20 protein-coding genes are annotated in these 22,914 nt (G+C 45.8%); 12 read left to right on the top strand and 8 right to left on the bottom strand.

Features of this window, described 5'->3' with window-relative positions; genetic code table 11:
- The first annotated feature begins 23 nt into the window (after positions 1 to 23).
- From FTU44_RS09085 to recJ, 5 genes are all read left to right on the top strand, one after another.
- Positions 24 to 389: a YkgJ family cysteine cluster protein gene (locus tag FTU44_RS09085; RefSeq protein ID WP_074383866.1), complete on the top strand. Its 366-nt coding sequence runs from the start codon at positions 24 to 26 to the stop codon at positions 387 to 389.
- A 236-nt stretch (positions 390 to 625) separates the two neighbouring features.
- The gene (guaB, locus tag FTU44_RS09080) at positions 626 to 2,092 is read left to right on the top strand and encodes an IMP dehydrogenase (protein ID WP_005095051.1); all 1,467 of its coding nucleotides are present in this window, start codon (positions 626 to 628) and stop codon (positions 2,090 to 2,092) included.
- Between the two features lie 122 nt (positions 2,093 to 2,214).
- Positions 2,215 to 3,546 (top strand): phosphoglucosamine mutase, encoded by a 1,332-nt coding sequence (gene glmM, locus FTU44_RS09075; RefSeq protein WP_074383868.1) that lies wholly within the window; start codon positions 2,215 to 2,217, stop codon positions 3,544 to 3,546.
- Between the two features lie 11 nt (positions 3,547 to 3,557).
- Positions 3,558 to 4,214: a pyridoxamine 5'-phosphate oxidase gene (gene pdxH, locus FTU44_RS09070; protein WP_159138384.1), complete on the top strand. Its 657-nt coding sequence runs from the start codon at positions 3,558 to 3,560 to the stop codon at positions 4,212 to 4,214.
- 14 nt (positions 4,215 to 4,228) lie between these two features.
- Complete coding sequence (gene recJ / locus FTU44_RS09065; RefSeq protein ID WP_180050239.1) at positions 4,229 to 5,929, top strand: single-stranded-DNA-specific exonuclease RecJ; 1,701 nt, start codon at positions 4,229 to 4,231, stop codon at positions 5,927 to 5,929.
- A gap of 51 nt (positions 5,930 to 5,980) precedes the next feature.
- Here the strand turns inward: recJ and FTU44_RS09060 are convergent, their stop codons facing one another.
- Positions 5,981 to 6,781 (bottom strand): putative porin, encoded by an 801-nt coding sequence (locus FTU44_RS09060; protein WP_179991927.1) that lies wholly within the window; start codon positions 6,779 to 6,781, stop codon positions 5,981 to 5,983.
- A 178-nt stretch (positions 6,782 to 6,959) separates the two neighbouring features.
- Positions 6,960 to 7,745, bottom strand: a complete 786-nt coding sequence (locus tag FTU44_RS09055; protein WP_159138382.1) for a putative porin — start codon at positions 7,743 to 7,745, stop codon at positions 6,960 to 6,962.
- 504 nt (positions 7,746 to 8,249) lie between these two features.
- Here FTU44_RS09055 and prfB point away from each other — a divergent pair.
- From prfB to FTU44_RS09030, 5 genes are all read left to right on the top strand, one after another.
- Positions 8,250 to 9,345 (top strand): peptide chain release factor 2 gene (gene prfB / locus FTU44_RS09050; RefSeq protein ID WP_100329506.1). Its coding sequence is split into 2 segments (ribosomal slippage): positions 8,250 to 8,321 and positions 8,323 to 9,345, totalling 1,095 coding nucleotides; the frame shifts between segments, so codons are not numbered across the junction.
- Positions 9,346 to 9,492: 147 nt separating this feature from the next.
- A complete protein-coding gene (locus FTU44_RS09045) occupies positions 9,493 to 9,792 on the top strand; it encodes a helix-turn-helix transcriptional regulator (RefSeq protein ID WP_005095064.1) in 300 nt (99 codons plus the stop codon).
- Between the two features lie 20 nt (positions 9,793 to 9,812).
- Entirely contained in the window at positions 9,813 to 10,898 is a 1,086-nt protein-coding gene (locus FTU44_RS09040) for an alkene reductase (RefSeq protein ID WP_005173209.1), read from the top strand.
- Positions 10,899 to 10,977: 79 nt separating this feature from the next.
- Positions 10,978 to 12,258: a 3-deoxy-D-manno-octulosonic acid transferase gene (locus FTU44_RS09035; protein ID WP_180050220.1), complete on the top strand. Its 1,281-nt coding sequence runs from the start codon at positions 10,978 to 10,980 to the stop codon at positions 12,256 to 12,258.
- A 251-nt stretch (positions 12,259 to 12,509) separates the two neighbouring features.
- Positions 12,510 to 13,223 (top strand): 16S rRNA (uracil(1498)-N(3))-methyltransferase, encoded by a 714-nt coding sequence (locus FTU44_RS09030; protein WP_100534525.1) that lies wholly within the window; start codon positions 12,510 to 12,512, stop codon positions 13,221 to 13,223.
- Here the strand turns inward: FTU44_RS09030 and FTU44_RS09025 are convergent.
- Positions 13,197 to 14,177 (bottom strand): mechanosensitive ion channel family protein, encoded by a 981-nt coding sequence (locus FTU44_RS09025; RefSeq protein WP_100329503.1) that lies wholly within the window; start codon positions 14,175 to 14,177, stop codon positions 13,197 to 13,199. The two genes, FTU44_RS09030 and FTU44_RS09025, sit on opposite strands and share 27 nt — an antisense overlap.
- Before the next feature lie 107 nt (positions 14,178 to 14,284).
- Positions 14,285 to 14,863, bottom strand: a complete 579-nt coding sequence (locus FTU44_RS09020) for a DUF805 domain-containing protein (RefSeq protein WP_159516479.1) — start codon at positions 14,861 to 14,863, stop codon at positions 14,285 to 14,287.
- Between the two features lie 273 nt (positions 14,864 to 15,136).
- Between FTU44_RS09020 and acs the strand changes: the two genes are divergently transcribed.
- Both acs and FTU44_RS09010 read left to right on the top strand, forming a co-directional pair.
- The gene (gene acs / locus FTU44_RS09015; protein WP_005095078.1) at positions 15,137 to 17,083 is read left to right on the top strand and encodes an acetate--CoA ligase; all 1,947 of its coding nucleotides are present in this window, start codon (positions 15,137 to 15,139) and stop codon (positions 17,081 to 17,083) included.
- Between the two features lie 140 nt (positions 17,084 to 17,223).
- Positions 17,224 to 18,405: an acyl-CoA dehydrogenase family protein gene (locus FTU44_RS09010; protein ID WP_180050217.1), complete on the top strand. Its 1,182-nt coding sequence runs from the start codon at positions 17,224 to 17,226 to the stop codon at positions 18,403 to 18,405.
- Positions 18,406 to 18,470: 65 nt separating this feature from the next.
- On the opposite strand, the gene FTU44_RS09005 is transcribed toward FTU44_RS09010, so the two are convergent.
- The 4 genes from FTU44_RS09005 to msuE form a co-directional block, all read right to left on the bottom strand.
- Positions 18,471 to 19,886, bottom strand: a complete 1,416-nt coding sequence (locus FTU44_RS09005) for a deoxyribodipyrimidine photo-lyase (RefSeq protein ID WP_180050214.1) — start codon at positions 19,884 to 19,886, stop codon at positions 18,471 to 18,473.
- Positions 19,887 to 20,006: 120 nt separating this feature from the next.
- Positions 20,007 to 20,627, bottom strand: a complete 621-nt coding sequence (locus FTU44_RS09000; RefSeq protein ID WP_005095084.1) for a riboflavin synthase — start codon at positions 20,625 to 20,627, stop codon at positions 20,007 to 20,009.
- A 180-nt stretch (positions 20,628 to 20,807) separates the two neighbouring features.
- Positions 20,808 to 21,920 carry a dimethylsulfone monooxygenase SfnG gene (sfnG, locus tag FTU44_RS08995; protein WP_180050212.1) on the bottom strand — a complete coding sequence of 371 codons (1,113 nt, stop codon included), beginning with the start codon at positions 21,918 to 21,920 and terminating at the stop codon, positions 20,808 to 20,810.
- A 29-nt stretch (positions 21,921 to 21,949) separates the two neighbouring features.
- Positions 21,950 to 22,684, bottom strand: a complete 735-nt coding sequence (msuE, locus tag FTU44_RS08990) for an FMN reductase (protein WP_005095088.1) — start codon at positions 22,682 to 22,684, stop codon at positions 21,950 to 21,952.
- Positions 22,685 to 22,914 lie beyond the last annotated feature (230 nt).

The raw sequence follows: 22,914 nt of genomic DNA, 5'->3' as shown, positions 1-22,914 counted from the left end.
TTGATCATGAGAACTTATAAGAAATGTTATCTCAAGTTCCAACACCAGATGCATGTTTAAGCTGCGGGGCGTGCTGCGCCTATTTCAGGGTTTCGTTTTACTGGGCTGAAGGGATTCATATGCCTGAGCATTATACGGAACCTGTAACAGCAGTTTATTCATGTATGGCTGGAACCAATCAAAAAAATCCACGCTGTATTGCACTGGATGGCACCATCGGCCAGCAGGTCAGTTGCGGTATGTATGAGCTGCGCAGTTCATCCTGCAAAGAAGTACAGATCGCCGATGATCAATGCAATAAAGCCCGTTTGGCACATAATATGTTGCCTTTTATTCAGATTGAAAATGATGAAGCTGACAATGATGACAGTTTTGAATACGTCAGCTAAATCGACCCAAAGCAGAGTTTAGGCTCTGCTTTTTAGCTTTTTAAAGTATCGGGATTGAGTTCAAGCATCAGGCTACTGTGGTCAGTTCTTTTCTGATGTCGTATTTCTCAAATTGATTCACTGGAAAAAATCCAGCCCTCAAAACTATTTTAATGCAAAAATAATTTTGCAATTGCAATGAAATTTAAGTCGATATTTGTTTATAATAGTGCACGGAAATTACCAGTGAGACTGTTATGTTGACCATCGTTCAAGACGCGTTAACCTTCGATGATGTCCTATTACTCCCTGCCTATTCTACTGTTCTCCCAAAAGATGTCTCTCTAAAGACACGCCTGACCCGTGGCATTAACCTGAATATTCCTCTTGTGTCTGCAGCGATGGATACGGTGACTGAGTCCCGTATGGCAATTGCAATGGCGCAAAACGGTGGTATCGGTATTTTGCACAAGAACATGGATATCGCTGTTCAGGCTGCAGAAGTGCGCCGTGTGAAAAAATTCGAAGCGGGTATGGTCAAAGACCCGATTACAGTTACTCCTGAAACCACAGTACGTGAATTGATTGCTTTGACTCAAGCCAACAATATCAGTGGTGTACCAGTGGTGAAAGATGGCAAAGTGGTCGGTATTGTGACAGGTCGCGATACACGCTTTGAAACCAATCTTGAGCAGCCAGTCAGCAACATCATGACTGGTCAGGATCGTCTGGTAACAGTTCGCGAAGGCGAATCGAAAGAAAATATCCAAGCCTTATTACAGCAGCACCGTATTGAAAAAGTATTGGTGGTGAATGATCAGCAAGAGCTGAAAGGCTTGATTACGGTGACAGATTTCCGTAAAGCTGAACTTTATCCAAACAGCTGTAAAGATGATTTAGGTCGTCTACGTGTCGGTGCTGCAGTCGGTACCGGTGCAGAAACTCCAAGCCGTGTTGAAGCGCTGGTTGAAGCCGGTGTCGATGCGATTGTTGTCGATACAGCACATGGTCATTCTGCGGGTGTGATCGAGCGGGTACGTTGGGTGAAAGCCAACTATCCACAAGTTCAGGTGATTGGCGGTAACATCGCAACTGGCGATGCTGCATTGGCCTTACTTGATGCAGGTGCGGATGCGGTTAAAGTCGGGATTGGTCCGGGTTCAATCTGTACCACACGTATTGTGGCCGGTATTGGTATGCCGCAAATTTCTGCAATCGATTCTGTGGCCAATGCGCTGAAAGATCAGATTCCGTTGATCGCGGATGGTGGTATCCGTTTCTCTGGCGATATGGCCAAAGCGATTGGTGCGGGTGCAAGTACCATTATGGTTGGTTCATTGATGGCCGGTACTGAAGAAGCACCGGGCGAAGTTGAATTCTTCCAAGGCCGTTACTACAAAGCCTACCGCGGTATGGGTTCGTTGGGTGCCATGGCGGGTGCAACCGGTTCGGCTGACCGTTACTTCCAGGACTCTAAAGCCGGTGCCGAGAAACTGGTTCCTGAAGGCATTGAAGGTCGCGTACCGTACAAAGGTCCAATGGGCAATATCGTGCATCAGATGATGGGCGGCCTACGTTCTTCGATGGGTTATACCGGTTCTGCCGTGATTGAAGACCTGCGTCAAAATGCCAAGTTTGTGAAAATCACTTCTGCCGGTATGTCGGAATCACATGTGCATGATGTGACCATTACCAAAGAAGCACCCAACTATCGCGTGGGTTAATCTCCTGTGATTTAAAGTTTTTAAAAGCCGTCATGCAAATGACGGCTTTTTTATTTTGGTGTAAAGTGTGGCACAGGGAAAAAATGGGTGAGATCAATCATCCGCTAAGAAGTGAGATAAAGATGAGTTATTTTGGTACTGACGGTATTCGTGGAAAGTTTGGCGAATTGCCGATTACCCCTGAGTTTGCCCTGAAATTGGGGTTTGCAGCCGGTAAGGTTTTAAAGCGTCATAGTAAAAAAGCCAAGCCCTTGGTGGTTTTGGGTAAAGATACCCGTTTGTCTGGCTATATCCTGGAAGCCGCCTTGCAGGCAGGTTTAAATGCGGCTGGCGTCTATGTTCATCTTTTAGGCCCACTGCCAACACCGGCGATTGCCCATTTGACCCGCGCCTTGCATGCCAGCCTGGGAATTGTAATTTCTGCTTCGCATAATCCGTATTTCGATAACGGTATTAAGTTTTTCTCGGCGGAAGGCAAGAAATTACCGGATGCCTTGCAAGAAGAAATCAATCAGGAACTCGAACAAGATTTCATCATTGAAGATACCGCGAGCCTGGGTAAAAGTATCCGGGTCAAAGATGCCAATGGTCGCTATATTGAATTCTGTAAATCGACTTTCCCCTATCATCTGGACTTGAATGAACTCACCATTGTGGTGGATTGTGCCAATGGTGCCGCCTATAACGTCGGGCCTGCTGTGTTCCGTGAGCTGGGCGCACGTGTGATTGCCATTCATAATGAACCGACCGGGTTAAATATCAATAAAGACTGTGGTTCGACTCATCCTGAAAGCTTGCAACAAGCCGTGATCCAGCATCAGGCCGACTTAGGTGTTGCTTTTGATGGCGATGCCGACCGTGTAGTTCTGGTGGATCAGTCTGGAAAGCTGATTGATGGCGACCATATTCTGTATATTCTTGCCACGCAAAGCTCGAAAAAGCCGGCAGGTATCGTCGGTACCTTAATGAGCAATATGGCACTGGAACTGGCACTGGAAAAAGCTCAAGTGCCATTATTACGTGCCAAAGTCGGCGACCGTTATGTGTTGCAAGGTCTGGAAGAAAACGGCTGGACGATTGGTGGCGAGCCTTCTGGGCATATTCTGACCTTGGACAAGAGCACCACCGGCGATGCCATTATTGCCGCCTTGCAAGTGCTGACAGTCATGGTTGAACAGAAGAAAGCCCTGCATGAGCTGGTGGCTGATTTTCAACTGTTGCCAAATGTCCTGGTCAATGTGCGTTTAGATGCCATGTTTGATCCTTATTCAGTACCGGCCTTGGCCGCTGAATTTGAAAAAGCCGAACAGCAGCTTAAAGGGCGTGGCCGCTTGTTGATTCGTAAATCAGGTACTGAACCGGTGATTCGTGTCATGGTGGAAGGCGAAGATTTAAGTGAAGTGACTGCACTGGCAAATTCATTAGCTGATGCTGTACGTGCCAATGCCGCTTAGAGGAAGAAAGAATGAGTGATCTGATCAAAGATCTGAGTGAGCTACGCCTGAATTATCAGAAAGGCGAGCTGCAAGAACAGCAGGTCAACCCGAATCCGCATATGCAGTTCTTGCAATGGTTTAACCATGCACTAGAAGCGAAGCTGCATGAACCCTATGCCATGTCATTGGCAACGGCGGATGCTCAAGGTCGTCCGCATGTGCGTACCGTATTACTGCGCGGGGCGACTGAAGCCGGCTATGACTTCTATACCAATTATGACAGCCAAAAAGGTTTGGATCTGGCCGAAAATCCGTATGCTGAATTATTGTTCTATTGGCAGGATCAGGAACGTCAGATTCGGGTGAGTGGTAAAGTCATCAAGATTTCTGAACAGGAGTCGACTGATTACTATCATAAACGCCCACGTGACAGCCAGATTGCTGCGCATATCAGCACCCCGCAAAGTGGGGTAATTGCCAGCCGTGAAGAGCTGCAACAGCGTTTCTGGGATTTGCATAATCAGGTGGCGAATCAGCAACAGCTGGATAAACCGGAGTTTTGGGGCGGTTATCGTCTCGAACCCGATTATTATGAATTCTGGCAGGGCCGTCCGAACCGTCTGCATGATCGTTTAAGCTATGAGATAATTGACGGTGCATGGCAATTGCAACGCTTGATGCCTTGATTATGCCAAAAATCATGCCAAAACTTGACATCAAACAGCGCCCCTTTCTGACCCGTCCTGAAAATTTTCAGGGTGTTCCAGCGTTTGTGGCTGAAATTCTGGCCCGTCGCGGGGTGGAGTCCGAGCAGGAACTTGAGCTTAAACTCAAGCATCTGCTGGCACCGACCATGAAAGGCCTGACGGATGCGATTCAGTTGATCGATCAGGCAATTGATCGTGGCCAGAAAATCGTGATTGTCGGCGATTACGATGCCGATGGTGCAACCAGTACTGCACTCATGGTGCTGGCTCTACGTGATATGGGCGCCAAGGTCGAGTATCTGGTACCAGACCGTTTTAAGTATGGCTATGGTCTGACTGCTGCCATTGCCGATCTGGCTTTCGTCAATTTCACGCCTGATCTGCTGATTACCGTGGACAATGGTATTTCCAGCCATGCAGGAGTGAAACAGGCGCAAGATCATGGTATGCAGGTGATTATTACCGATCATCACCTGACCACCAAGCCGACACCTGAAGCCGAAGCGGTGGTCAATCCGAATCAGCTGGGTTGTGATTTCCCCAGCAAAGCCTTGGCCGGGGTCGGGGTGGCGTTTTATGTGCTGGCCAATCTGTCGACCCATCGCAAAAAACTTGGAAAATCGACCACTCAAATTATTCATTATCTTGATCTGGTGGCACTCGGTACTTATGCCGATGTCGCCAGTCTGGACTATAACAACCGGATTCTGGTCGATGCGGGCCTGAAATGGATTCAGCAAGGGCAGTGCCGCGCAGGGATCAGTGCGCTACTGGATATTGCAAAACGTGATCCGGCAGGTCTAAAAGCGCAAGATCTCGGTTTTGTCTTAGGGCCGCGAATTAATGCAGCCGGACGGATGGAAACCATGGACATCGGGATCGAGTGTCTATTGGCACCTGATCTGGCCACGGCCTATCCATTGGCTGAACAGCTGAATCAACTGAATGTTGAACGCCGTCAGGTCGAAGCTAAAATCAAGCAGGACGCTTTAAACGAACTTGAGAAAATCCAGCTAGACGAAACTGAATTGCCGGCTGCATTAATCATGTTTGAACAGCATTGGCATCAAGGTGTCATTGGTATTGTGGCGGGGCGTTTAAAAGAGCAGTTTCATCGTCCGAGTATTGTCTTTGCCGTAGATGAAGATGGGAGACATATCAAGGGTTCGGCGCGTTCGATTGAAGGGATTCATATCCGTGATGCGATTGAACAGGTGGCGGAGCAATATCCACATTTAGTCAGTCATTTTGGCGGGCATGCAGCAGCAGCGGGTTTAACCCTGAAAAAAGAAAATTTTTCTGAATTTAAGCAGGTCTTTGAAGCACTGATTGCTACGATGGACGCGGATTTATTCACTGCGACTTTATGGACGGATGGGGAGCTATCCGCTTCGGCTTTCCAGATCGAAACAGTCGATATCCTGCAACATTTAAGTCCGTGGGGGCAAAAATTCCCTCCACCTATTTTTGAAGGGATCTTCAAGATTATGGACTATCGTTGGCTCAAAGATGTACATCTTAAATTACGCGTGGCTTTGGAAAATGGGCAGGTGATTGATGCGATCGCCTTCAATGCAGCCGATAAATATGAATTTGATCCGATGAAAGATACGCGCTTGGTGTATGAGCTGGATAAAAATGTCTTTAATGGTAATGTCAGCCTGCAAATGCGGATTATCCATTTAGAACAATAGGCCATAAAAAACCGCTCGAGTGAGCGGTTTTTTGACTTTTAATCGGAATGATTAGAAGCGGAAAGTACCATTGATACCAAACGAGTCAATACCGTCAGTTGTGTGGTAATTTACACCTGCTGCAATAGTTGGCGTAAAGAATTTTTGAGCTTTAATACCGAACAGTGTATCTGAACCATCTGCAGTAGAATCAGCAATAGATAGACCTACACTGAGAGTTGGATCGATATAAAGATCAGCAGCTAAGCGATAGGTTGTTTCATCACCAATATAAGTTAAACCTTCAAAATTGGTGAAATGATTGCCAATTTGAGTCACGTATTTGGCACGTAAAGATAATGCAGTGTCATCACCTACAGTAAGTGCATTTGAAAGATTTGCGGTGAAACCATAGTTTGCCACTTGAACTGGGTCTACGCTTTCATTTGCGGCACCTACTGCTAGCAACAAGCCAGTAACTGGTAGGTAACCTACTTCAAGCGCATAACCGGTATTATCGTCACCTGCAAAATCAACTTGGTTAATAGTACCGCTTACATAAAATTGAGTATTTGGAATATAAAACTCACCACTTACACCAAACACATCAATATCTTCATCGCCATCACCGCTTGCATTTGCATAACCTAAGCCAATATTACTTGCTTTATTTAGGAAAGCCGCTTCTGCAAGTGGAGAGTTCTTAACTTGAACATCATTTAAATAATATTTTCCATTGATGAAAAATGTATCTAGATCCCCAAGGTTATCGATATCAGTGTTTTCATACCCTACATTAAGTTCAGCTTGGTAAGCATGTGCAGTTCCTAGGCTAGCAAGAAGTGCTGTAGCAAGAGCAAGTTTCTTAAACATTTAGATTTTCTCTCTTTGTTATAAAAATATGACTGTATTATTAACAGTTGTAACAAATTGTACAGTTTATATTCGCCCAGTCAATGTGCAAAAAATACCTAAATGCTGGTTAAAAGTGCAATAAAAAAACCCATCCGAGGATGGGTTTTTTTATAAATGACTAATTTTGGGTTTTAGATTAGAAGCGGTATTTCGCTGCTACACCAAATTTGTTGTAATCATTGTTGCCTACTTCACCAAAACCAACTCGACCTTCCAGGCTCACTTGCTGGTTAATGAATTTACGAGCACTGATCCCGAACTCATTGGTATCTGTAAGGCCAAGATCTTTACTTGCATAATCTACACCAACACTGAGTGTCTTATCGATAAAATAGTCTGCTGCCAGATTGTATTCATCTAGATCACCAAAGCCTGCGCCAGCTTCCAGGTTGATATCTTTACCATTACTAAGTGTAGTCACATATTTAGCACGTAATGTTGGATCTACGCCGTCATCATAGTCATTATCATAACCTTTTAAACCGGCAGCAATTAATAGGCCCGGTGCTGGAAGGTAACCAATTTCAGCACCATAAACGGTTTGATCAGAGTTAGGGCCAACGTCGCGTTTAACATCATCACGACCAACATTACCACTTAGGTAGAAGTCTGAATTTGGTACAAAATATTCAGCGCCTACGCCGTAACGATGACGGTCATCATTACCGATTTCATCATATTGATATTGAGCACTTACATTGCTGGCACGATCAAGAAACGCTGCCTCTGCTAATGGTGAATTACGTGTTTGAACTGGATTGAAGTAATATTTACCATCGACACCGAAAGAACCGCTAGTTCCGCCGAAATCCGGGTCAATTACTCCTGCTGATGCACCAATTTCTGCCTGGTAAGCATGTGCTGCTGTACCTGTCATTGCTATTGCTGAAAGTAGTGCCGAAGCAATCGCTAATTTTTTCATGGTTACTACCCCTCAAATCTTTAGTTAAAAACATTACACTTTTTGTTACAACTTTCAGTCTAGAGCAATTTCAAAGATCGTCAATCAAAGGAAAGTTACAGCAATGTGAATAGCGTAATCTTATGTAATCTTTTCTAAATAAGTAACTGAATAATAGAATTAAATTTATAATGTAGTGTTTTATTAAAACTGTGTAGATATTGTGGAATGTATTGAATTTGCTGATTTTTTATTCAATTTGGTAGGTGTTTTTAGACGATAAAATCAAATGAAAAAGTATATTTTGATAATGAATGCGAGATGCGAAATCCGATCAAGCTTCAGATCAAAACGACATTTAATAACCGATTCAATTGTCAAAAATTTCCTGACGAAAACATAACTCTAAATTGGGATGACATTCGAGCTTTGGACTGGATCCATCACACTGAAATAGCAGAAATAGACTGTGCTATAATATGGGGCTAAATAATTTGTGCCTAATTTTGATTGAGAGTAATTCACGTGGAAATTAATCCGTATCTAAACCAATTAAAAGACTTAAACGAACGTGGTCAAACACTACGGGGGTATCTTTGACTACGATCTGAAAAAAGAGCGTTTAGAAGAAGTCCTGCGTGAATTAGAAGATCCCACCATCTGGAATGACCAGAGTCGTGCTCAGGCAATGGCCAAAGAAAAAGGCGAACTTGAGAACGTATTAAATGTGCTGGATGGTTTGACCACACAGCTGGAAGATGCGCAGGCCTTGCTTGATCTGGCAGTGGAAGCGGATGATGAAGGCTTACTGGAAGATGTACAGGCTGAACTGACTACAGCTGAAGAAGAACTGGCTAAACTTGAATTCCGTCGTATGTTCAACAATCCGATGGATCCTAATCCTTGTTATTTAGAAATTCAGGCCGGTTCGGGTGGTACTGAAGCGCAGGACTGGGCATCCATGCTCATGCGGATGTACCTGCGCTGGATTGAACGTCATGGCTTTAAAGCAGAAATCATGGAAGAATCGGACGGTGATGTTGCAGGGCTTAAATCAGCCACGATTCGTGTAGACGGTGAATATGCCTATGGCTGGTTACGTACCGAGTCAGGCGTACATCGTTTAGTGCGTAAATCGCCATTTGACTCGGGCAACCGTCGTCATACCTCATTCTCGGCTGTGTTTGTTTCGCCTGAAGTCGATGACAATATTGAGATCGAAATTAATCCGGCAGATGTGCGTACCGATACCTATCGTGCATCGGGTGCCGGTGGTCAGCATATTAACAAAACGGATTCTGCGGTTCGTTTAACGCATGCACCGACCGGGATTGTAGTGGCCTGTCAGAACCAGCGTTCACAGCATGCCAACCGCGACCATGCCTGGAAGCAGTTACGCGCCAAACTTTATGAACGTGAAATGCAAATTCGTAATGATGCTGCAAAAGCGCTGGAAGATACCAAGTCTGATATCGGCTGGGGAAGCCAGATTCGTTCATACGTTCTGGATGATTCACGTATTAAAGACTTACGTACCAGTGTCGAAAGTTCCAATACCGGCGCGGTTCTGGATGGCGATCTGGATAAATTTATCGAAGCAAGCTTGAAACAGGGCTTGTAAGAAATCGTTTAAATAGCTGGCGTAACCAAGTTAGTACAGACTGTGACTCTTATATCTAAATTTATCGATATATAAATCGATAAAATGCGATATAATCGGTTTAGATGCTGAAACAAGTTTTGTTACGCCACAGATTGTGATGTACCTATGGATCTTGATCTAATTTTTAAAGCCTTAGCCAATCCGATACGCCGGCAGATTCTGGAATGGTTGAAATCGCCAGAACAATATCTGTCTGTGGAAGAGTGTGGCGGCTTTCAACGCGGGGTCTGTGCAGGGCAGATTGAAAAGTTAGGGCAAGTCTCTCAGTCCACCATGTCCAATCATTTGTCTGTCTTGCAGCAGGCCGGGTTAATCACCGCGACCAAGCATGGCCAATGGTCTTATTTCTCGCGTAATGAAGCTTTGATTCAGCAATATATCGTCTATATGCAACAACACCTTTAATCCAACAGGTGGGAGTACCGATGGCTGAATTAAATTCTCCTTTAACGCTCGGCGCGTTAGAACTTAAAAACCGTGTCATCATGGCACCGCTTACCCGTAGTCGTGCAACTGACGACCGCGTACCAACGCCAATGATGGCCGAATACTATGCACAACGTGCAAGTGCCGGTTTAATCATTTCTGAAGCCACGGTGATTTCTGAAGAAGCCAATGGTTACCGCAATACTCCTGGTCTCTTTACTGATGCGCAGGTAGCAGGCTGGCAGCAGGTGACTCAAGCGGTACATGACCAAGGTGGCCTGATTGTGGCGCAGCTGTGGCATGTGGGCCGTGTGTCTGATCCAGAACTGTTAAATGGTGAAACGCCAGTATCGGCGAGCAGTGTACAACAGGCCGGTCATGTCAGTTTATTACGTCCAAAACGTCCTTATGTGTTGCCGCGCGCGCTGGAAATTTCTGAAATTCATGCGATTACCGAACAATATAAACAGGCGGCAATTTGCGCCAAAGCTGCCGGTTTTGATGGAGTTGAACTGCATGCCGCCAATGGTTATCTGATTGACCAGTTCCTGCAAACCAAGACCAACCAGCGTGAAGATGAATACGGTGGTTCAGTCGAAAACCGTGCCCGTTTCCTGCTGGAAGTCATGGATGCACTGATTGATGTCTGGGGTGCAGGCCGTGTCGGAATTCATTTGGCACCGCGTGGCGATGAACACGATATGGGCGACAATGATCCACGTGAAACCTTTGGTTATGTGATGGAACAGTTGGGCAAGCGCCAGATCGCGTTCTTCTTTACCCGTGAATATCTGGCGGAAGACAGTATCTCGGAGTATATGAAACAGCGTTCAAACGGCGTGCCGTATATGGCCAATATGCGTTTAAGTCGTGACGATGCGATTGAATTGCTGGCTTCAGGCAAAGCAGATGCGGTAGCTTTTGGTAAGGCTTATATTGCCAATCCGGATTTATACGAGCGCCTACTCGAAGATGCACCGCTAAATGAACTAAAGCTGGAAAATATGATCGGAACCAATGTCGCAGAAGGCTATATTGATTATCCGACATTGGCTGAAGCAGACGCTTTAACTACTGTAGAATAATCTAAAAATGAGCCACATCGATTAACATGTCGATGTGGCTCTGTTATATTTTGTCGATTGAATCTGTTTCGAGGCGCATTTGGCTACTCCATTTTGGTATAACGCAGCGTTAGCTCTGATTAAACCCTTATATCAATCGCGTATTCGTAAACGTGCGACCGATCCTGAACAATTACAACAAGAACTGACAGAACGTTTCGGCCCATTTCAGCCGCCCAAAAATCTGCATGCCATCTGGTTTCATGTGGTCTCGGTCGGTGAGACCAATGCTGCCCAGCCTCTCATCGAACATTATTTAAAATCGGGTCATCCGGTGCTGGTCACCAATACCACCAAAACCGGTCAGGCACGGGCCAAATCACTTTTTTTAAAAGCACCTTATCTGGATTTATTTCAAGCGGTCTATTTACCTGCTGATCAGAAAGTACTGATCCGTGATTTTTATCAGCAGTATCAGCCAAAACTGTTATTGCTGATGGAAACCGAGCTTTGGCCGAATCTGCTGGATCAGGCACCAGAGTTTGATGTAGCCACGATTTTGTTAAATGCGCGTCTTTCGGAAAAGTCGGCCAAGGGCTATGCCAGGGTTAAAGGTCTGACCCGGAGCATGCTACAGCAGTTAAGTCAGCTTTTGGCACAAGATACTGCCACCCAGCAGCGTTATATCGAGTTGGGGATCACCGCCGAAAAAACCCAGGTTTTGGGCAATATCAAATTTGATATTACTGCACCACAAAGTTTTGTAGAACATGCTGCAAACTTGAAGCAAGAATGGCAACTGGCAGGTCGCAAAATTATGATACTGGCCAGTACCCATGCGCCTGAAGAAAAAGAAATTCTAAGCGCTTTAAAATCGGCTTTAGATAGCAACCCAAAACTTTTATGTATCGTCGTACCCCGTCATCCGGAACGTTTTGATGAGGTGTTTCAGGCTGCACAGAGTTTAAATTTAATAACTCAGCGCCGTAGTTTGGCCCAGAACATTGAAGCAGATACCCAGGTTTATCTGGCGGATTCGATGGGGGAAATGTGGCTCTGGTATGCTTTGAGTCAGGCCTGTTATGTCGGTGGCTCACTGAATGAGCCGGGTGGCGGGCATAATATTCTGGAGCCGATTGCTTTGAATGTACCGACTGTTTTAGGCAAAAACTATTTTAATTTTCAGACCATTGTCGATGAATTCGTTCAAGCAGATGCAGTAGAAGTTGTGCAGGATGCGCAGCAGGCGGCAGAGGTATTGCTGGAACTTTTGCAAGATCAAATCAAGGCACAACGTTTAAATACAGCAGCGCAGAGAATTATGCAGTTAAATACGGGATCGCTTGCCAAGCATATTCAGGTGATTGATCAGTATCTTTAATTGATATTGATAAGTAACAGATATTGGATTTACCAAGACGGCAAGGATGCCGTCGTTAGGCTGTGTGGATTGAAGTTTTTTCAATATTTCTAAGCTGGCTTATCTAGCCTACTTTTCAAAGATGAAAAGTAGCAAAAATCTTTTGTATCACTGAAGGGATGTCCTTATCCCTCAGGGATACGCGCGACATCCATGTCGCCACCCTCTAGCGGATAGAGGTCATTCAACAGTTCTTCGGTATAAAATCTTCTATGAATATTGTCCTTCTTGACCATCGACAAACACAATCGGATCTCTGGACGATTTCATCGAAACGTCAACTGGAACATTTACAGCAGCATGTGCAGATTCAAGTTGGAGATACCTTAAAAGTGGGAGTGCTGGAAGGTCAGCGCTATCTCACCGAGATTGTCGAGATTTCTGAAAAAGCAGTGCGACTAAAACCGCTTCAAGAAGATGCTATTCCAAAAAAATTACCCGTAACTTTAATTGTGGCCTTGCCACGGCCGAAAGTGCTGCGCCGTCTGATCATGGACAGTGTCACTTTGGGCGTGGAAAAAATCATTTTACTGCATAGTTATCGCGTCGATAAAAGCTACTGGCAAACCCCATTTTTACAGCAGTTAAATCATTATATCGAGCTGGGACTGGAACAGGCCGGGGATACAATAGCTCCGAAAATCGAGCTGTATAAACGTTTTAAACCTTTTGTTGAAGATATTTTGCCAGGCTTGATTACGGCTGACCGACCCGCTTATGTGGCACATCCTTATGCCGAACAATCCATGCCTTTTGCGATTCCGCATCCTTGTACGATGATCATCGGCCCGGAAGGCGGATTCATTCCGTATGAAGTAGATTTACTGGTTAAAAACGGCTGTCAGGCTGTGAGTCTGGGCAACCGTATTCTCCGCACTGAAACCGTGATTCCCTATGTCCTAGGTCGTCTGTTTAGCACGAGCTGAGGCATCTTCATTGCCTTCGCCGCGATAGACTTTGACTTCCTGTACCGGATAAGGAATTGAAATATGATGTTCGGCAAACGCCTGAATCACGCGTTCCTGCACCGCACTGATTGAGGTTCCTGTGCCTGTCTCAGTGGTATCGACCCACCAGAGCGCTTTTAAGGTAATGGAAAAATCAGCCAGCGCCGTGACATTGACACTAAAGCCCGGCTGACTGAGGATGGTCGGGTCTTTATCTAAAATGGCGGTAATCAGGTCTTTGGCTTTCTGGATATCATCTTCATAGCCAATACCCACTACAAACTCACAGCGACGGCGGGTATAGGCCGTGTTTACCGTCACGGCACTGGTATAGACCGTGGCATTGGGAATCACGATACGGCGGCCATCCGGTGAACGCAAAAAAGTCGCACGGATCTGGATATCTTCGACTGTGCCTTCCATGCCATTGACGATAATATCATCGCCAATCTTGAATGGTTCACCGAGTAAAATCAGCACACCAGAAAGCAGGTTCTGGAAAATATCCTTGAAGGCAAAACCAATGGCGACTGAACCAATCCCGAGGGCACTCATGAGCTGACCCGGGGTAAAGCCAGGCACGGCAATGACCAGTCCAATCAAAACACCAAAGAAAATAATAAAGGTACTGCCGACACGGTTCAGGACCAATACCAGATTCTGGCGGGTATAAGAGCGGTTCTCTAAAGTTTTGCGCACAAAAAACTTAAACAGTTTTGACAATAGCCAGAAGATGACAATGACCACCAGCGCAATACAGAAATAAGGCACACGCTCCCAGAAACCTTCCATGATCTTGTCAATGGTGCTATAGGCATCGTTGTACTTGGCAGTATGTTCAATCACGGTCTGGGTGGTTTTTTCAGTTGCCTGATGCAACAACTCCGTGGTGCCCTCAGTGACCTGGCTTAAGGTATTATTTTGCTCTGCCACAAAAATTCCATCATTTAAATTTTGCCTATTTTGCCTGATGTTGAGCAAAAAATTAAGAAGCGCTATCCGCCAGGAATGGATATTTCCTAAAAATAAGCAGACGGCTGTTAAAAATATTGTGTGGTTTTTTGCATGATCTCAGGCGGGATATGTGGCTGTTCTCCACCGCTCATATAACCCAATAAAGCCAGCGACCCAGATAGGCTCAGTAGTATCAGGACAATCATCAGCCAGGCCAGCATCTTTTCCCAGAGCAGGGTCATCCGCGCAGGACCGTAGTCATTTATGCCGCGATCTCCCGAACCAAAAACGATATAAAGCCATACAAAAATGTTCACCAAGGGCAGCAACAGCAGCAGCGCCCACCAGCCACTGCGGTTCATGTCATGCAAACGGCGAACGGTCACCACTAAAGCGAAATAGGCATAGACCAGAATCATGATCAGCACGCCGATACCGGCCAAGCCTTGTAGTGAAAGCAGCCAGTTAGAATCCATTGAATGGACTGCAATATTCACAATATCAATACTTAAGCCCAGCGCAATACTGCTAAACAGGAAGATGAAATGTAGAAATGCTGACCACGCAATAAAACTCAGACGCCCGAAACGGCCTTTTATCGACAAGGGATGATCCGTTGCCACTAAAGCGGGAGGGGTGAAATAGGGAGATTCTGGCGATTTCATAAATATGATCCTGAACTGAACAAAATGAAATAAGAGCGAGAGCTAAATTCTATTTTTTAAAGGGCATTGCTACAGATCATACACAGTTATGCAGAATATTCTGTACTGTAAGTTGTGCTTTATTTTGTTTGAATTTGAATAAATAATCTACGACGAAAGCATGATTGCCGGATTCGAAATAAGCAGGCCATACTGCCATTATGCATAAAAAACAATCAACAACACAGCATTAACCTCTCGTGATGAGATAGAACAAAATCAAGGAAGTGACATATGCAAGAGATCTATCCAGTACCCGAAGATTTTAAAAAAACAGCACGCACGCTTGAAGACCAGTATTTCGAACGTTATCAACATTCCATCGAGCAGCCAGAAGCATTCTGGACAGAACAGGCACAACGTCTGGACTGGATCAAGCCTTTTACCCAAGTCAAAAATACCAGTTTCGATCCCGACAATTTTAAAATTGAATGGTTTGCTGATGGTCAGCTCAATGTCAGCGCCAACTGTCTGGACCGTCATCTGAAAGAACATCCCTATAAGCCGGCCATTATCTGGGAAGGGGATCATCCTTCACGGCACAAGATTATTTCTTTTGCCGAGTTGCATGACGAAACCTGCCGTTTCGCCAATGTGCTGAAAAAAAATGGCATTGCTAAAGGCGACCGGGTGATGCTGTACATGCCCATGGTCTCTGAAGCCGCGATTGCCATGCTGGCCTGCGCACGCATCGGGGCGGTGCATTGCGTAGTATTTGGTGGGTTTTCACCGGATTCTCTGGCCAGCCGGATTGAAGACTGTCAGGCCAAAATGGTGATTACGGCCGATTCCGGTATGCGTGGCGGGAAACCGATTCCGCTAAAAGCCAATGTTGATGAAGCTCTGAAACTGGCTGGTACAGACTCCATTCAAAATGTAATAGTGGTGCATCGCACCGGCAACCCGATTGAAATGCAAGAGGGGCGCGACCTGTGGTATCACATGGAAATCATGTCGGTGAATGACATTTGCCCACCGGAACCGATGAATGCCGAAGATCCGCTATTTATCCTGTATACCTCAGGTTCGACCGGCAAGCCCAAGGGCGTGATGCATACCACGGGCGGCTATCTGACTTATGTGAATTGCAGTTTCCGCGAAGTGTTTGACATCAAACAGGATGATATCTTTTGGTGTACCGCAGATGTCGGCTGGATTACCGGACATTCCTATGTGCTGTATGGCCCATTGTCGAATGGCACCACGACTCTTATGTTCGAGGGTGTTCCGCAGTATCCGAGCTGGGCGCGTACCGGACACATTGTCGATAAGCATAACGTCACCATTCTCTATACCGCACCGACAGCCATCCGCGCCATGATGCGTGAAGGTGATGCCTTTGTGCGGGAAAGTGACCGCAGCAGCCTGAGAATTCTAGGTTCGGTGGGTGAGCCGATTAATCCTGAAGCCTGGAACTGGTATTACACCGTGGTCGGTGAAAGTCGCTGTCCCGTCATTGATACCTGGTGGCAGACGGAAACCGGCGGTTTTATGATTACGCCATTGCCAGGCGCGACTGATTTGAAACCGGGTTCTGCAACACGGCCTTTCTTTGGGGTACAACCTGCGATTGTCGATGCGGATGGTAAGGAGCTGGAAGGCGAAGCTGAAGGCAATCTGGTGATTAAAGATTCCTGGCCGGGCCAGATGCGAACCATCTGGGGTGATCCGGAACGTTTTATCGAAGCCTATTTCTCGACTTATCCGGGTACTTATTTTACCGGAGATGGCGCGCGTCGCGATAAAGACGGTTATTACTGGATTACTGGCCGGGTCGATGATGTGCTGAATGTGTCCGGACACCGTTTAGGCACAGCTGAAGTTGAAAGTGCGCTGGTGGCGCATGAAGCAGTGGCTGAGGCTGCTGTGGTGGGTATGCCGCATGACATTAAAGGGCAGGGAATTTGTGCCTTTGTCACCTTACAGGCCGACGTGACCAGTTCAGATGAATTGCGTGCTGAACTGGTGAGCTGGGTGCGCAAGATTTTGGGGCCAGTGGCGACACCTGATGCGCTGTACTGGGCACCCGCTTTGCCCAAAACCCGTTCAGGGAAAATCATGCGCCGGATCTTGAGAAAGATTGCAGCCAATGAGCTGGATAGCCTGGGCGATACGTCGACATTGGCTGAACCACAAGTGGTGGATCATCTGATTGCAGAAGTACAAGCCAATCATCGTTAAAAATAGCTAAAGTCCACAAGCAAAATACCGGCTGCACGCAGCCGGTATTTTTAGATCAGGAATAAGCTCTGCATGCTTTCGAATATAGCGCAACGTCTTGATCTGCTAAGCTGCCCACATGCTGAACATGAGTTAAAATAATGAATGTACGATCACCATATTTAGATCAATCTCCTGTCGATATTGCCCAGAAACTGGCAGAACAATTTGCCCAAACTGCCGCAGTGCGAGACAAGCAGGGCGGTAATCCCAAGCATGAACGAGACCTGATCCGTAACAGTGGTCTGCTCGGCTTGTCTATTCCTGTTGCCTATGGTGGACAGGGTGCAGACTGGCGGACAATTTTTAAAACCATTCAGACCCTGGCGCAGGTCGATAGCTCTCTGGCGCATATTTATGGATTTCATCATTTATTGATTGCCACCGTACAGCTATTTTCCCAACCCGAGCAATATGGCAAATGGTTTGCACAGACTGTCCAAAATAATCTGTTCTGGGGCAATACTCTCAATCCGCTGGATCGTCGTACCACGGCAACTCAAGTCTCAGAACATGAATATATTTTCCATGGTGATAAAAGCTTTTGTTCTGGTTCGATCGATTCGGATATGTTGCTGTGTTCAGGTTATAACGAAGCAGGAAAATTGCTGATTGGCGTGATTCCTACCCAGCGACAGGGTGTGAGCTTTCTAGGCGACTGGAACAATATGGGCCAGCGCCAGACTGACAGCGGCACCAGTCATTTTGAACAGGTCAACATTCACCGGGATGAATTGCTGCTCAATCCGGGGCCACTGAGTACGCCGTATTCCAGTTTACGTTCATTGATTGCGCAGCTGATATTTGTGCATATGTTTCTCGGTGTCGCCGAAGGGGCTTTTGAAGTTGCCAAACAGACCGTACAAACCCAAAAAGCCTGGTCAAAATCCTTGGCTGAACATGCAGTGAATGATCCTTTTACCCAAAAGCATTTTGCCGAGTTTTATGTGCAGCTGGAAAGCGTGCGTTTATTGGCAGATCAAGCCATTCAGACCTTGCAGAAAGCTTGGAATATCGGCCCTGATCTGACTGCCGAGCAGCGTGGTGAAGTCTCGATTGCGATTGCCACCGCCAAAATTGCCGCGACCAATAGCTCTTTATATATCACCCAGAATATTTTTCAGGTCATGGGTGCACGAGCAACGACTGCACAACTGAATCTGGACCGGTTCTGGCGTAATGTTCGGACTCAAACCTTGCATGATCCGGTGGATTATAAATATCAGGAAGTGGGAGAATGGGTGCTGACCGGAAAAGTGCCTGATCCAAGTTTTTATTCCTAATCCCAATATTAAAACAGCCTCTATATGAGAAGCTGTTTTATTCTTTTTAAGATGACGGGTCTTTTTTAAAGCTGCTTAAAAGCCTCAATTGCCCGGACACGGGAAGATTTTAAATCCACAAGCGGTTTTGGATAGTTCAGTTCACGGTCAGGGTTTTTGGCATAGGGTTCATGAATGCTTTTGGCATCCAGATGCGCCAGTTCAGGCACCCACTGACGGATATAATCCCCATTCGGGTCGAACTTCTGTGACTGGCTGACCGGATTGAAAATCCGGAAATAAGGCACCGCATCCATACCCGTCGAAGCACACCATTGCCATCCGCCATTATTGGCTGCCAGATCACCATCAATCAGCTGCTGCATGAACCAGCTTTCTCCCAAACGCCAATCGATCAGCAGGTTTTTGCACAGGAACATTGCGGTAATCATGCGCACCCGATTATGCATCCAGCCGGTGGCCAGTAGCTGCCGCATCCCGGCATCTACAATCGGGATCCCGGTTTGGCCCTGTTGCCAGGCTGCCAAATCTTCAGGTGCATGCCGCCACTGGATTTTATCGGTATTTTCTTTAAACGGGCGATGTCTGGAAACGCGGGGAAAATCGAACAGGGTATGCTGATAAAACTCACGCCACAGCAGTTCATCCAGCCAGGTTTGTTGACCGAGATCATCGATCTGGAAATAGCCATGATGTTGTTTAAACAGCGCCTGAATGCACTGGCGGATCGAGAGAATACCGATATTTAAATAAGGCGAGAGTTGACTGGTGCCATTAAGCGCTGGAATATCACGATCTGTTTGATAGCTGCTTAAGCGGTCTTCGATAAAATCATCCAGCATCTGTAGGGCATGAGTTTCATCTACGGGCCAAAGTTTTTCAGAATTTTCTATTGAATAGCGACCCGCAAACTTTTCCAGATCAAAATGTGTCAGCTCTACAGGCAATTCGAGCAAGTCCTGAGACGCAATCACAGGATAAGCAGAAGGCACATCGAGAATCAGCCGCTCATAGCATTTTTTCTTAAAGGCACTATAGACTTGATAGGGTTGATTGGACTGATTGCGGATACTCGCCAATGGAAAGAGGGTACGATCATGATACAGCTCGACCCGAATCTGCTGCTGTTCCAGTCGTTGCTGAACCTTGAAATCACGCTGTAGTTCATTGACCCCAACTTCAATATGCGCATGCACGCTATCAATCTGCAAGTTTTGGCAGAGTGCTAACATCTCATCAGCAAGATTACGCCACAAGCTGACTTCTCGCACAATTAAAGGAATATTCAGTTGTTCTAGTTGCTGTTTGAGAACCTGTAGTCGTCGCAGATAAAAATTGATTTTAATCGGCGCATCTTGATGTAACTGCCATTGCTCAGGAGAAAGCACCACCAAAGCCACACAGGGGCCTTGTTGAGTGGCATGCCACAAAGCGGCATGGTCTTGAATTCGAAGGTCTTGGCGAAACCAGATCAGATGCATGGTACTTTCTTAAATCAGGGAGTTAGCCTGCATTTTAGGCAATCTGCTACCGATGGAATAGTATTAAAATATTAATATGATAGGAGACTGATTTTTGCACGTACCAGTCTCTTTGTACCATTAAGCTTTGGCTTGATAAATATTTTCCAAAGTATCCACCAAAGTACGGGTCATCTGGTCAATTTCATAATTCACTGTATCGCCCACCTGGATGTGCTTCCAGGTGGTCAGGCGCAAGGTTTCCGGAATCAGGTCAATCGAAATTTCACTGTGGGCACGATCGACACGGTTCACGGTCAGGCTGCAGCCATTTAGCCCGATAAAGCCTTTTAGGAAGAAGTACTTGATATTGCCCTCTGGAATCTGTAAATCGATATGCAGGGTTTCACCGCGAGCTTCAATCTGGATGACCTTAGCCCTGCCTTCAATATGGCCATACAGATTATGTCCACCGTTTTCTGCACCGACTTTGGCAGAGCGTTCAATATTCACTTCATCACCAATTTTTAAGGCTTTCAAGGTGGTAAGCGCCAAGGTGACATTGGAAATATCAAAATGAATCTGTTTCTGCGCCCGGTCAATCGTGGTCACCGTAAGACAGACACCATTTACTGCCACACTGGCGCCAATAAACACATCTGCAAAAAAGCTGTGCTGATCACTGACCAACAGAGTAATAAAACCATCGCCTTTGCGAATCTCGATGACCTGTTCCAGGCCTTGGACAATACCGGTATACATAGTTAAACGTCTATTCTTGCAATTGCATCCCATTGTAGGCAGGAAAGCTAAATCCGGCTAGCGCTTTACTGGACTGCTGGGTTTCTGTCCGGATAAAAAATCCCTCAAGCCGAGCCTTGAGGGGAAAATTTGCAATGTGCCGTCATTATTATAATATTTGGGCATAAGCACCACTTAGATTTAAGCGGATTTAGCCTGCACAACCTGCTGTTGTTGTGCTTCTAGCTCACGCACCAATGGCAACACCTTTTCTCCAAAATATTCAACTTCTTCAACACAGTGCAAGAAACCGGAAAGCACCAGATCGACTCCAATATTTTTTAACAGCACAATACGTTCAGCAATTTGCTGCGGTGTGCCAATTAAATTGGTCTTGAAACCGTCGTTATACTGGACTAAATCTTCAAAACTTGATTTTGCCCAGTTGCCTTCGCCTTCAGTTGTCGAGGCACCGGCTTCACGTGTCGCTTCAGCAAAATTTTTCACTGCTTTGATATTGGCCTTATCAATAATTTCCTGTAAAACCGCTTTGGCTTGTTCTTCAGTATCACGTGCGATGATAAAGGCATTGACCCCAATTTTCACAGTGTGATTATTGGCTTGGGCTTTTTCGCGAATATCATCAATCTGTTTTTTCAGCTCTTCAGGCGTGTTGCCATTGGTGAAATACCAGTCTGAAACACGTGAAGCCATATCACGCGCCGCACGTGAACTGCCACCCTGAAAAATCTCGACCGGTTTATCCGGGAGCGGTTGTGGGCGTAAGGTATAGTCTTTAAATTGATAGAACTTGCCATCAAAATTAAAGTGATCCGTATTCCAGATTCCGCGCAAACTGCGAATAAACTCTTCTGAACGGGCATAACGCTGGTCATGCTCTGGCCATGCTTCGCCAATCGCATCAAATTCGCCACGGAACCAGCCACTGACCACGTTAATCGCAATCCGGCCATTGCTGAGCTGGTTAATGCTGGCCAATTGTTTTGCCGCAAGCGCAGGTTTCCACGGCCCGGGTAAAATTGCTGCAATTAACTTGATCTTGCTGGTTTGTGCGAGCAAGGCATGACTGAAGCTGACAGATTCATGCTGGTTTTCTGCACTATAGCTTGACGCAAAACGAATCTGGGTCAGGCCATATTCAAAACCGCTTTTTTCTGCTGCTTGTGCCAGACGCACGTTATATTCATAGCTCCAGTCGGTACGCTGTTCGATGGTACTGACGACAAAACCGCCACTGACATTCGGAACCCAATATGCAAATTTGATGTCTTGCTGTATTTGCTGTTGTGACATATTTCAACCCTCGAAGTGAAAATCGCTGATCAAGCAACTTGCGTTTGCGCTGATTTTTTACTGTGCAAGCGGGATTCTGCTGCATCCAGACTTGGTACAGCCGCAGAGGGCAACACTTCTTCTTGTTCGATTTGTTTATTGATGCTCAAGTTCTGGTTGGCCTGTTGGGTTTTTGCTTTAATGACTTCGGCACGTTGTCCTTTGGCCGGTGCCCATTCCAGAATAGGCAGGGCACGTGCTACTGCCAGGGTAATACGATCGCGGAGCAATTCACTGTGAATGGTATATTCAGGAGTGAAATCACGATCAGTCGCATACACGCCAATCGGTAAAGTCTGAGCCTGGAAAAAGCTGAATAATGGACGTAATTGATGTTCGAGCACCAGCGCATGTCGGTCACTACCACCTGAAGCCGCTAAAAGTACCGGTACATCGACCAGTGCAGTCTGCTCGACAAAATCAAAGAAATGTTTAAACAAGCCGGTAAATGAAGCGCGATATACGGGTGTACCAACAATCAGCGCATCTGCAGCTTCGACTGCGGCCAGATCATCCTGAACGCGCTGCGGTAATTGATTACGATAAATCGCACCACCCAGGAGCGAACCAATTTCACTAAATTTAATAAAATGTACATGAATTGGTGTCGCTTCACCCAGTTCATCAATAATGGCCTGAACCAAGGCTTCTGTTTTAGACGGATGATTTAAACCACCCGATACGGCAACAATATTTAAGGGTTTTTGCGCATTAAAATTAGACATGTTTAGAACCTGAAAAATAGGAGTAATCTCGGAATGTCCTTATTAATCCCGATTCAGTGCCGGGCTGTAAAATAACGAAAAGCTGAAAAGTTATCTGATTTTTCGATATATGAAAAAAGCCTGGTTTATAAGCATTAATTTTAATATAAGTTTTTGATATGTAGATTTATATTGAATATAGCTAAGCTTTTTAATTTAGGAATACGTTATATATAAAAAAGTGATGAGAA

The organism is Acinetobacter sp. YH12105, assembly GCF_013419095.1.
GTDB lineage: Bacteria > Pseudomonadota > Gammaproteobacteria > Pseudomonadales > Moraxellaceae > Acinetobacter > Acinetobacter pseudolwoffii.
This window is presented reverse-complemented; position numbering and strand designations above follow the sequence as displayed.